Source organism: Spongiactinospora rosea (assembly GCF_003315795.1).
Taxonomy (GTDB): Bacteria; Actinomycetota; Actinomycetes; order Streptosporangiales; family Streptosporangiaceae; genus Spongiactinospora; species Spongiactinospora rosea.
Genome location: NZ_QMEY01000018.1, coordinates 173,803 through 185,700, shown reverse-complemented (window position 1 = coordinate 185,700; position 11,898 = coordinate 173,803). Strand labels below are relative to the sequence as shown.

Genomic DNA, 11,898 nt, shown 5'->3' with positions numbered 1-11,898 from the left:
GTGGGCAGGTACCGCCACGGGCATCCGGAACGCACGACGTACAGGATGGCGTTGACGATCTCCCGGCGCGGGTGCTTTTCCGGTCGCCCGCCGGTGTTCGGCTCGGGTAGCAGGGGCTCGATCAGTTCCCATTGGGCGTCGGTGAGGTCGGAGGGGTAGCGATCAGGGGACACCGGGCCAGCTTGGCGGTCCCGGGTCCGATGATCACGCCGCCACGCCGGACATGAACGATCTTCTCAAACACGCTCTAAGCGTCCACGCGCAACGGCACCAATGGTGTCCTCGATGGTCAGCCGACAGGACTCCCGAAGTACCAGAGGGACGAGCCGCAGGAAGCTCCGTCCCCTGCGCCCCAGTAGAGATGATCTGGAAGGACGTAGGTCGAGAACGATCCACCTGTTGCCGCCGACCTCCACTATGCTGCGCAGCGTGATTACGGGTGAGCTGCGCAGCAGGATCGACAGGTTGTGGGACGCGTTCTGGTCCGGCGGGATTTCGAACCCCTTGGAGGTCATCGAACAGATCACCTACCTGATGTTCATTAAGCGATTGGACGGCATCCAGACCAGCAAGGAACGCAAGGCTAACCTTACCGGCAAGCCGATCGAGAACCCGGTCTACACGGACGACATCAAAGACCTCCGCTGGTCGGTATTCAAAGAGAAGCATCCGGACCAGATGTACAAGACTGTCGCGGACGAGGTATTCCCATGGTTGCGAGAGCTCGGCGGTAAGGAGTCCACTTACTCCCAGCATATGAAGGACGCCCGGTTCACCATCCCCACCCCGAACTTGCTTACAAAGGCCGTGGATATACTGGCCGAACTACCCCTGGAGCAGGGGGACGTCAAGGGCGACCTATACGAATACATGCTCAGCAAGATCGCCACAGCAGGGCAGAATGGCCAGTTTCGCACACCGCGGCACATCATCCAGCTCATGGTCGAGATGATGAACCCGAGCCCAGGAGACGAGATCTGCGATCCCGCGTGCGGAACTGCTGGATTCCTAGTGGCGGCTGCCGAGTACGTCCAGCGCGAGCACTCTGAGGCCCTACTGGAACGCAATCAGCAGCGGCATTTCCACAACAGCATGTTCCATGGATTCGACTTCGATTCGACAATGCTACGGATCGCCAGCATGAATATGCTGTTGCACGAGATCGAACAGCCCGACATCCGCTATCGAGACTCTCTCGCTCAGAATGTTGCGGATGAGATCGAGCGGTACTCCCTCATCCTGGCCAACCCGCCATTCGCGGGGAGCCTCGATTACGAGACCACTGCCAAGGAGTTGCTCCAGGTCGTCAAGACCAAGAAAACCGAGCTTCTGTTCTTGGCCCTGTTTCTGAGGCTGCTCAAGCCCGGCGGTCGTGCTGCTGTGATCGTTCCTGACGGGGTGCTGTTTGGCTCCACTAACGCCCACGTGGGCCTGCGAAAGATGCTGGTTGAGAAGCACAAACTCGATGCCATCGTCAAGCTGCCGTCTGGGGTGTTCAAGCCTTACGCCGGAGTCTCCACCGCCATCATCCTCTTCACCAAGACCAATGCCGGCGGTACCGACAATGTCTGGTTCTACAACGTCACCGCTGACGGCTACAGCCTCGACGACAAGCGTGCCCCGCTGCTGCCCGAAGAAAAGCAAGGGCCGCGTCCCAAAGTCGCCCTAGACGAGACTGACCACGCGAAGAACAACCTCCCCGACATCCTTGCCCGATGGGTCCGTCGAGACGGTTCTGAACAGCAGCGGCCTCGAACCGCCCAAAGCTTCATCGTCCCCAAGGCCGACATCGTCGCCCAGAACTATGACTTCAGCCTTAACCGCTACAAGAAAATCGTGCACGAGAAAGTTGAACACCGTCCACCTCTCGACATCATCGCCGATCTCGAGTCCCTGGAATCTGAAATCCAGTCCGGCCTCTCCACTCTGAAGGAAGCTCTCGGATGACAGGCGCGGGATGGCGCGAGGTGCAACTCGGAGAAATCTGCGAGTTCAAGTACGGAAAAAGTCTCCCCGCTGCGGAGCGAGAGCCAGGCCCGGCTCCCGTATATGGATCAAACGGCCCCGTGGGGACCCATAATCGCTTTCTAGCACATGGGCCAACGATCGTGATTGGCCGTAAGGGTTCCTTCGGCGAAGTTAGTTATTCAACTGAAGGCTGCTGGCCGATAGACACTACCTATTACGTAGACTCATCCGCCACTAGCGTTGATCTGCGATGGCTCTACTATCGGCTCGGCGACCTTGGACTCAAAGAGCTTAACCGAGCTGCAGCTGTTCCAGGACTCAACCGGGATGACGCTTATGCTAAGCGCCTGCTGTTGCCACCCCCCGAAGAGCAGCGTCGAATCGCGGAGGTACTGGATCAGGTATCTAAGATGCGAGCAAGGCGGCAACAGTCCACCTCTCTCCTCGACGAACTCGCGCGATCTGTCTTCCTAGATATGTTCGGAGACCCCCTATCCAACCCGGCAGGTTGGAAAATGCGGGCCATATCCGACCTTGGCACTGTGGTGACAGGAAACACTCCACCCAGGAAGGATATCGCTAACTACGGCGACGATATCGAGTGGATAAAATCAGATAACATCAATCCAGCAAAGATGCACGTCACCAAAGCAAGCGAAGGGCTTTCGAGCAAAGGGATCAAACTGGCACGCGTCACAGGCCCGGAGTCTATTCTGGTTACCTGTATTGCAGGAAGCCCGAACAGCATCGGAAATTCGGCTCTTACAGGCAGGCGCGTAGCATTCAATCAGCAGATCAACGCATTCAGCCCAAAAGAAGTCGACCTGCTCTATGCACTCATGCATCTGAGAACAGGTAAGCGCCTCATCCAGGGTAAATCAACTGGGGGAATGAAGGGCCTCGTCAGCAAATCCAGCTTTTCATCAATCCAGCTTATGGTTCCCCCGTTGTCGCTACAAAGAGAATTTGCGCATAAACTTCTACTCCTTGAGCGTCACAGGATCGCTCAAGAAGATCATAGAGTGAAGGTTGATGAGCTCTTCGCGTCCCTGCAAGCCAAGGCGTTCCGTGGGGAGTTGTGAGAGACTGGTGGTGTCTGTCCGTACTGCTGGGCTAGGGCGGTAGTCATGAGCAACTTCGGGTTCCTGAAGGCAGAGTGGCCGAGTTTATATGACCAAGCGATCCGGGCGGAACGGTTGGCGATCGCCGACCCTCGGACGTCGTGCTTCTATGCGCGGCGGACAATCGAGCTAGCGCTGAACTGGCTTTATAAGGTCGACGACACACTTCGGGAACCCCATCACCGGGATCTCAGCGCCATGATCAACGAGCCGACGTTGGTCAACCTGGCAGGGCCAGCGCTGCGGGCGAAGATGGACGTGATTCGCAGGCAGGGAAACCTGGCTGTGCACTCCGCCAGGCCAGTGCACAGCAGGGATGCGACGCGAACCGTGGCGGAGTTGTTCCATGTTCTGTACTGGCTCGCCCGCAACTACGCCCAGCATGAGGCGGACGTCCCCGCATCCGGGTTGGAGTTCGACGCCTCCGTGATCCCTGTGCCTGAGCCAGCCTCAGTGCGACAGAAGAAGCAGGCCGAGTTGCAGGCAATGGCCACCAAGTTCTCCGAGCAGCAGGAGGAGTTGGCCAAGGAGCGGCGACGCAGCCAGGACCTGGACGCCGAAGTAATGCGGCTACGGGAACAGATCAAGGCTGCCAAGCTCGTCAATGCCCAGCGCCGCGACACGCACGACTACAACGAGGCCGAGACCCGAAGCCATCTCATTGACCTACTACTCCACGAGGCAGGCTGGCCACTCGATAAAGCGGAGGACCGAGAGTACTCAGTAGACCGCCTGTCATCGACTAAGTCCGGCAAGGGCAGGGTGGACTACGTCCTTTGGGATGACGACGGTAGACCGTTGGGACTGGTGGAGGCGAAGGCCGCAACTCACTCCCCGTTAGAAGGACAAGAGCAGGCCAAGGAGTATGCCACTGCACTGGAATACAAATTTAGTCGGCGTCCGGTCATCTTCTACACCAATGGTTACAAGACCTGGATCTGGGATGACGGCAACAAATACCCACCCCGGCCGATCCAGGGCTTTTACACCAAGGACGAGCTGCGTTCACTGATCGCTCGACGCGCATCACGTCAGGCACTCAGCAGCACACCGATTAACGAGGAAATCGTCGAGCGCTACTATCAGCACCGCGCCATCCGCCGAATCGGGGAGCGCTTCGATCGAGACAACCAGCGCCATGCGCTCCTGGTGATGGCGACCGGCTCCGGCAAGACGAGGACCGCCATCGCACTTGTCGACGTGTTGCAAAAGGCGGGCTGGATCAAGCGAGTGCTGTTCCTCGCCGATCGCAAGGAGCTGGTGACGCAGGCGACCAACGCCTTCAAACAGCACCTGCCGGGTACTCCTGTGATCAACCTTCTGACGGAGAAGAACGACAGCGCCCGGGTGTACGTCTCGACATACCCGACGATGCTCAACTTGATCAACAAAGTGTCCGACAATGGCGAACGCAAGTTCGGGCCGGGCTACTTCGATTTGGTGATCGTGGACGAGGCACACCGATCGATCTTCAACAAATACCGGGCGATCTTCGATTACTTCGACACGCTGCTGGTCGGGCTGACCGCTACCCCTAAGAACGAGATCGACCGCAATACCTACCGGGTCTTCAATCTCGAGGAGGGCAACCCAACCGACGCCTACGACCTGGACCAGGCAAAGGAGGACGGCTTCCTGGTAGGACCGTTCACAATCAACGTGCCGTTAAAGTTCCCCCAGCGGGGTCTTCGTTACGACGACCTGTCGGACGAGGAGAAGGCGCGTTGGGATGAACTCGACTGGGATGAGGATGACGGGGCCCCGACCGAGGTCGCCGCTGACGAGGTCAACCGGTTCCTGTTCAATGATGACACCATCGACAAGATGCTTCAGACCGTCATGACCTACGGCTACCGCGTCGACGGCGGTGACCGGCTCGGAAAGACGATCGTCTTTGCGCGCAATCAGCGGCATGCCGAATTTATCGTCGACCGGTTCAACATGCTGTATCCCGAGCACGGAGGCGAGTTCGCCCGAGTGATTAGTCACCAGACACGCGGCGCGGAGCAACTGATTGATGAGTTCCGGCGTAAGGACTCGGCGTTGCGCATGGCAGTCTCCGTGGACATGCTCGACACCGGCATCGACATCCCTGAGATCGTGAATCTCGTCTTGGCCAAAGCCGTGCGCTCCAAGACGAAGTTCTGGCAGATGATCGGACGGGGTACGCGCCTTTGTAAGGACTTGTTCGGCCCGGGGCAGGACAAGGCGCAGTTCCTTGTCTTCGATCTCGCCCGCAATGTGGAGTACTTCAACGCCGATATTGCCGAGACCGAGGGACGTGCACAGCAGTCGCTGAGCGAGCGACTGTTTGCCCAGCGCGCCGACCTGCTGTACATCCTCGACCAGGAGCAGCCTTCGGCCGAAGGCGATGTCGCAGTACGCAGCGACGTGGCTATCCGGTTGCAAGGCGAAGTCGCTGGCATGAACCGAAACAACATCGAAGTACGGCGGCATCTGCATGAGGTGGACACGTTCCTCGACCCGGAGTCGTGGAAGCAGATCACCGCCGAGAAGCGCGATGAACTCAAGGACAAGCTCGCCGGCCTGCCCTCGACCTTCAAAGACGACGACTCCAGCGAGGAGGCCAAGCGGTTCGACCTACTGGCGCTGCGGCTGCAGCTCGGACTGCTCGTCGGCGATCCTGGATACGGTGCACTACGACTCCAAGTTCAGCGGATCGCCGAGGATCTTCTCGATCCGACCACGCTCAACAACCCCGTTGTCGCGCGGCACGCCGAGCTCCTCACCGACCTCACGGGTGAGGACTGGTGGCAGGACGTCACCCTGTCGATGCTGGAGACCATGCGCCGCACCCTACGCGGTCTAGTCCGGCTCATTCCCGCACGGCGCCGCGCCGTCGTGTACACCGACTTCGAGGATGAACTCGGCGAGCTCACTCACTCCGAGCTCCGGGGTCTGGCGATCGGCACTGACCGGTCGAAGTTCGAACGGAAGGTTCGCACCTATCTACGCAGTCATGACGACAATCTTGTCGTCCAGAAGCTCCTGCGGGGACGTCAGATCACCAGCTCCGACCTCGACGCGCTCAAGGACGTCTTTCTCGACCTGGGGTTCGGCACCGACGCCGATATCGACCAGATTGCCGAGCAGCATGAAGGGTTCGGCCTTTTCCTGCGTTCCATCACCGGTCTGAGCCGGGAGGCCGCTGTGCGCGCCTTCAGCGAGTTTCAGCAGGGGCGCACCCTTTCCCCGGCCGAGTACAGCTTCGTCGAGCTCATCATCGACTCCCTCGCGAAGAACGGCTACCTAGATGTCAGCGACCTATATGAACCGCCCTTCAAGCGTCTTGGAGACCCCGACGTCGTCTTCCACAACATCGCTGACGTGCACTTCATCGCCGAAGTTTTGAGATCCGTAAAAGAGACGGCGATCCCGAGGAGTGCTGAGGTGGGTTGACATCCGCAACAGTGGCATGGCTCCCGGGCCGGGTTTGGCTTGGGCCGCGACGATCGCGCGCTTCGGGACTCGCCGTATGGGGCTGAGGAGATCGCTGCCGTAGCATCCGTCGGGCTCAACAGTCGCTGAGTGTGACATAGGAATGGTAACTCTAGCCACCGTAAGACCAACTCTAGAGAGATTCGTCCGCTGACTCTTGATAGGCATCTTTGATAGCGGATATTGGCGGCAATTTCCTCCGCGTCCTTCTTTGTTTCGGAGGCACCTCGGGGCCAATATAGTCATGGAGGTAGCCAATTGCGCGAAACAGGCGTCCAATATTGTCGCCGAGAAGTCCCAGTCCCGTATTACAAGTGCCACATATTAGGCCACGGAGTCGGCCAGTCTTGTGGTCGTGATCCATAACCAATGACGCTTCACGCATGCAGATCGGGCATCGATTACCCAACTCCCGTCGAAGCCTCTCAAGGTCGTCAGGAGTCAAGCCATACTTTCGAATCTTAGCGGTTTTTCCCCATAGAAAATCCCACCTGTCGGGATCCTCGGCCTTCGCGCGGTGATAATAGGATGCATTCGCCTGTCGACGTGTCGGGTCCAGGGCGAGTTCTCTGCGTCGGGCATTCACGCAGGCCTTGCATACAGTCCTGGGACGCACATACTGGGAGCCGTCTTTTCGGATCTTCTTTTCACCCGCATGAAACTCAGTCAGAGGCTTCTCGTTCTTACACCTGGAACACGTGCGCATCTCAGTATCCATTTTTTTTCTTTGCCATTCGACGGATCTCAGCCAGCATGAATATGTGCCCTCAGCCTATTTCAGGCATAGAGTTGAAGGTAGTCAACTATCCAGAGGGTAAGGCCACGTCCACATCCTGGCTCTACGGCGATGTCCAAGAAAGGGCTGGCGGCTCACCGCTGTCGACGGACACCGTCCATTGCCATAAGGCAGAGTAAGTTCTCCTTGCTGTTGGAATTGGGCAGCAGATCGTGCGCAGTCCATCCAGGGTGATCATGACCTCGTCGAGCTGATCCGCCAACTTCGGATTCACCTCAGCAAGCGACTCGCCAGGACTGGGCGCTCGGTTCCGCTTCTTCCAGTATTCGGGGCACCCTGTCGGCTTAAAGGCGCCGAGCCCGGAACCGCAAGCTTGCTGGCCAGTCATGGCCGCATCCGGCCATCGCACACCGCCATAAGCAGCGATCCAGGGACGACGGCCGCATCTTCTCCGGGCGGAGCTCGGGGATTTGAGAGGGTCGGCCGCAGCCGAGCCCAGAGCTCGGACCGGTCGGCGTCTCTATCCTGATCTCTCACGAACGGGAGCATGGCATACGCCACTGACAACAGTGAAACCCAGATGACCTCGCTGCCCCTGAAGTTGAGACCCGAGCGGCCCTACGGCCTGGGTGCGGGGATATACGCGGGATGATCTTCCCGTGGTATTTAGAGCGTGAAGCATCTGCGCAGGTCAGAGCACGGGAGCCAGCCCTACAGCCCCGCTCTCCTAAAGTGGGTGCCGCGGATGCAACCCTGCTAAGAGGGACATCACGGTGGGCAGTTCCGCTGCTGCTGCCTGTCCTTCAAGCCGGCCTCCTTCAGAGGGGACTGTACGGTTTTCGGTGTAACTCCTGATCATGGAGAACGCACCTGATGAGTACTGTGATCCAGGCATCGACACAGCTCGACCTGGAGGACGCCGCGGTGGCGCGTAAGAAGCCCGAGGACTCGACGGATCGAGAACTGGTGGCCAGGCTGGTGGACCAGGCGCGAGCCGGCGGGATCGAACTGGTCGGAGAGAACGGGCTGCTGGGCCGGCTGACCAAGCTGGTGCTGGAGTCCGCCCTGGAAGGCGAGATCACCGACCATCTCGGCTACGACAAGCACGAACGCTCCGGCAACGAGCGCGGCAACACCCGCAACGGCACCCGGCCCAAGACCGTCATCACCGACGTCGGCCCGGTCGAGATCACCATCCCGCGGGACCGGGACGGCAGCTTCGAGCCGAAGATCGTGCGCAAGCGGCAGCGGCGCCTGTCCGGCGTGGATGAGATGGTCATCTCACTGGCCGCCAAAGGCCTGACCACCGGCGAGATCTCCGCGCACCTGGCCGAGGTCTACGGGGCCGAGGTGTCCAGGCAGACCATCTCCACCATCACCGACAAGGTGCTGGAGGGGATGGCCGAGTGGCAGAATCGGCCGCTGGATCCGGTCTACCCGGTGATCTTCATCGACGCGATTCATGTCAAGCTGCGCGACGGCCAGGTCGCCAACCGGCCCATCTATGTGGCGCCGGCCGTCACGGTGGACGGCGAGCGGGACATCGTCGGGCTGTGGGCCGGGGATGGCGGTGAGGGCGCCAAGTTCTGGCTGCACGTGCTGACCGAGATCAAGAACCGCGGCGTGAGTGATGCGCTGATGGTGGTCTGCGACGGGCTCAAGGGCTGCCGCAGGCCATCGAGGGTGTCTGGCCGCAGGCGGTGGTGCAGACGTGTGTGGTGCACCTGCTGCGCGCCTCGTTCCGGTACGCGGCCCGGCAGCACTGGGACGCCGTGGCCAGGGCGCTCAGGCCGGTTTACACCGCGCCGACCGAGGCCGCCGCGCTGGAGCGGTTCTTGGAGTTCGCCGAGGTCTGGGGCGGTAGGTATCCGGCGATCGTGAGGCTGTGGGAGGACGCCTGGGCGGAGTTCGTGCCCTTCCTGCACTTCGATGTCGAGATCCGGCGGGTGATCTGCTCGACCAACGCGATCGAGTCGGTCAACGCGCGGATCCGGCGGGCGGTCAAGGCCCGCGGCCGCTTCCCCAACGAGCAGGCCGCACTGAAGTGCGTCTACATGGCGATCATGAGCCTGGACCCGACCGGCAGGGGCCGCAAACGCTGGGTCACCCGTTGGAAGGCCGCGTTGAACGCCTTCGCCATCACCTTCGAAGGCCGCCTGAACCCGACCGCCCGATAGATCCCTTCACAACCGAGATACACCGATTACTGGACAGACCCGGCAGACAGACCCTTAGAGTGATACCCCCACCCGCCATGATCCCCTATGGATCAACCATGTGCCGTTGCAGCATTAGGGGACACCTGGTGGTTGGTGGGAATATCGGCGGCGCGCTTGGCCGGCGGGTGGGGGCGGTGGGTGGTCATGGGTGGGTGATCATTGGATAGGTTCCACTGCGTGCCCGAGGAAGCAGCGCGTGTTCTGGTCGGCAGGTACCGCCTGTTGTCTCCGCTTGGGCAGGGTGGGATGGGGGTCGTCTGGCGGGCCGGTGACGAGTTGCTGGGGCAGATCGTTGCGGTAAAGGAAGTGGTGTTCCCGGGGAATCACTCTGCCGGGCAGAAGGAGGCGCGGCTGCGTCGTACGCTGCGCGAGGCGCGTACGGCGGTGCGTTTGCGGGGGCACCCTGGCATCGTCACCGTTTATGACGTGGTCGAAGCGGATGGGCTGCCGTGGATCGTGATGGAGCTGATCGACGGGCCCTCGCTCGCTGAGCTGATCAAGACCGCGGGGCCGCTGCCCGAATCCCAGGTGGCGGAGATCGGCGCGGATGTGATCGGTGCGCTGGCCGCCGCGACCGCGGCGGGGGTTGTGCATCGTGATGTCAAGCCGGCCAACATCCTGCTCAGGGATGGCCGCCCGGTGCTGACCGACTTCGGCATCGCGGCGGCCGTGCAGGACGGGTCGGCCACGGTATCGACCGATCGGCTGGTCGGCACGCCGCCGTACATGGCCCCTGAGCTGTTCGCGAACGAGGAGGCTTCGGCCGCGTCCGACCTGTGGGCGGTCGGGGTGACACTGTACGAGGCGGTGGAGGGGCGCAGGCCGTTCGGCGGGGACGGGCTGGTGGCCACGATCGGCGCCATCGTGCAGCGGCCGCCCCTCCCGATGATTCACGCGGAACGGTTGCGTCCGGTGATCGAGGGGCTGCTGCGTAAGGATCCCGGCCAGCGGCTGAATGCGGAGCAGGCCCTTGCGCTGTTGTCGCTGTCCGGCGCGCCCTCGCCGGGAAAGCGGCGCCGGAACCAGGCGGCGGTGTTGGCGGCCTCCGCCGCGACCGCGGTGGCGATCGCCGCCGGAACGGCCGTCTGGATCACCCGGGCCGACGGCTCACCCCCCATCCGAACCGCGACCCCGACCGCGACCCCGACCGCGACCTTATCCCCTGTCCAGAAACCGACCGCGTCGGCGGTCCCCGAGGGCTTCACCCGCTACACGGAGAAGGACGGCTTCACCATCGCCGTGCCCGACGGCTGGGAAAGGGGCGGCGACGAGAAGCAGGTGAGCTGGTCACAGCCGAGCGGCCTGTTCGATCAGTCGGTCTGGCAGCTCGCTGTCGTCCGCCCCGCTCGCCTGGGCGAACCGGCCGAGCTTCTCCAGAAGTTCCGCCAGGCATTTCCCGAGGGCCAGGAGTCGGAGGTGATCGGCCAGAAGGAGATCACCGTCGGCGCGTTCCCCGGCGCCGAACTGGAGTACCGGTTCACCATTGACGGGGTCACGGTTCGCGCCTACTGCCGGGCGCTGGCCGACGACTCGGGCCGCGCGATCATGATGGCGTTCGTGGTACGCGACGCCGACCGGATCAAGGCCACCGCATATCTGGACGTCTTCCAACGAACATTTGCCTTCGCCTCGTGACCGGCGCCGGCATCGGGCCGGGGAACGGCCCGTAGATCACCCCGCCAGAGCGTGGCCCGGGAGACGTCCACGCGAGGGCGACGGCCTGACGTCCCGGCTACCGCTCGTCGATCCTCTTGAATGCGGCCTCGTCGAGGGTGACGCTGGACGCTGAGGCGTTCTTGGCGGCCTGTTCGGGTCTGGTGGGCCCCCGCGGCAACCGGGGAGAGCTACTTGCCGGTCGGCACGCCCTGCGCGACCGGCTGGAACGCGAGCCGCCCGATGCGCCGTCCCGCCGGCCATCCAGTACTGCGGCCGGCCGGCGATGATGTGGCTGCGCAGGCCATGCTCGCCGATCGCGGGCACGGCGGCCTCGACCTGCGGGGCTGTCCACTCCGATACGCCGGTGTAGAGCACCCTGCCCTGGCGGACCAGGTCGTCGAAGGCGATCAGGGCGTCTTCGAGCGGGGTGCTTACGGCTCAGCCCTCGATCGTTCAGCCGCCCCCATGGCGAAGATGTCGGTGGTGTCCACCGGACCTCGCACTGGCCCCGGTCCAGGCGGCCGACGGGTTCTTCTGGCTGCTCGGACATGTGGAACCGGCCGGAGGGAGTACCGCATGACGTGGGGAGCCGTCTTCGGCGCCGGGCCGCGCGGCAATGCGCGGGTGAGCATCGCGTTCGGGGCCTTCGCGGGCACCTATCTGTGCCGTACGGTGACGATCGAGCCCCTGGCCCCCGGCGGCCAGCTCAAGGCAGGCGGCTGCGTCCTCCTGTGACCCG

8 protein-coding genes and 1 pseudogene are annotated in these 11,898 nt (G+C 62.0%); 6 read left to right on the top strand and 3 right to left on the bottom strand.

Annotation, left to right across the window (positions count from 1 at the left end):
• Positions 1-173 (bottom strand): transposase (locus tag DP939_RS32010; RefSeq protein WP_147268219.1); only part of this gene is annotated, 173 nt, incomplete at its 3' end.
• Positions 174-429: 256 nt separating this feature from the next.
• Between DP939_RS32010 and DP939_RS32005 the strand changes: the two genes are divergently transcribed.
• From DP939_RS32005 to DP939_RS31995, 3 genes are read left to right on the top strand one after another with little or no spacing between them, the layout of a single operon-like run.
• Complete coding sequence (locus DP939_RS32005; protein WP_113984578.1) at positions 430-1,947, top strand: type I restriction-modification system subunit M; 1,518 nt, start codon at positions 430-432, stop codon at positions 1,945-1,947.
• Positions 1,944-3,050, top strand: coding sequence for a restriction endonuclease subunit S (locus DP939_RS32000; RefSeq protein ID WP_113984553.1), 1,107 nt, complete (start codon positions 1,944-1,946; stop codon positions 3,048-3,050). The genes DP939_RS32005 and DP939_RS32000 overlap by 4 nt, the downstream gene beginning before the upstream one ends.
• Positions 3,051-3,095: 45 nt before the next feature.
• A complete protein-coding gene (locus DP939_RS31995; RefSeq protein WP_113984552.1) occupies positions 3,096-6,509 on the top strand; it encodes a DEAD/DEAH box helicase family protein in 3,414 nt (1,137 codons plus the stop codon).
• A 172-nt stretch (positions 6,510-6,681) separates the two neighbouring features.
• On the opposite strand, the gene DP939_RS49415 is transcribed toward DP939_RS31995, so the two are convergent.
• Together DP939_RS49415 and DP939_RS49410 are read right to left on the bottom strand one after the other, a co-directional pair.
• Positions 6,682-7,254: an endonuclease VII domain-containing protein gene (locus DP939_RS49415; protein WP_225878631.1), complete on the bottom strand. Its 573-nt coding sequence runs from the start codon at positions 7,252-7,254 to the stop codon at positions 6,682-6,684.
• A 374-nt stretch (positions 7,255-7,628) separates the two neighbouring features.
• Positions 7,629-7,754, bottom strand: a complete 126-nt coding sequence (locus DP939_RS49410) for a zinc-ribbon domain-containing protein (RefSeq protein WP_225878630.1) — start codon at positions 7,752-7,754, stop codon at positions 7,629-7,631.
• A gap of 403 nt (positions 7,755-8,157) precedes the next feature.
• On the opposite strand from DP939_RS49410, the pseudogene DP939_RS31980 reads away from it, so the two are divergent.
• From DP939_RS31980 to DP939_RS46405, 3 genes and pseudogenes are all read left to right on the top strand, one after another.
• Positions 8,158-9,461 (top strand): annotated as a pseudogene (locus DP939_RS31980) (IS256 family transposase).
• 219 nt (positions 9,462-9,680) lie between these two features.
• Positions 9,681-11,138, top strand: a complete 1,458-nt coding sequence (locus DP939_RS31975; RefSeq protein WP_225878625.1) for a serine/threonine-protein kinase — start codon at positions 9,681-9,683, stop codon at positions 11,136-11,138.
• Positions 11,139-11,735: 597 nt separating this feature from the next.
• Positions 11,736-11,894 carry a hypothetical protein gene (locus DP939_RS46405; protein ID WP_158578800.1) on the top strand — a complete coding sequence of 53 codons (159 nt, stop codon included), beginning with the start codon at positions 11,736-11,738 and terminating at the stop codon, positions 11,892-11,894.
• Positions 11,895-11,898: the final 4 nt, after the last annotated feature.

Bases quoted from the DNA above. Each gene is read 5' to 3' on its own strand.
- DP939_RS32000 (WP_113984553.1), top strand. From the start codon at position 1,944: ATGACAGGCGCGGGATGGCGCGAGGTGCAACTCGGAGAAATCTGCGAG.
- DP939_RS46405 (WP_158578800.1), top strand. From the start codon at position 11,736: ATGACGTGGGGAGCCGTCTTCGGCGCCGGGCCGCGCGGCAATGCGCGG.
- DP939_RS31995 (WP_113984552.1), top strand. From the start codon at position 3,096: ATGAGCAACTTCGGGTTCCTGAAGGCAGAGTGGCCGAGTTTATATGAC.
- DP939_RS49415 (WP_225878631.1), bottom strand. From the start codon at position 7,254: ATGCGCACGTGTTCCAGGTGTAAGAACGAGAAGCCTCTGACTGAGTTT.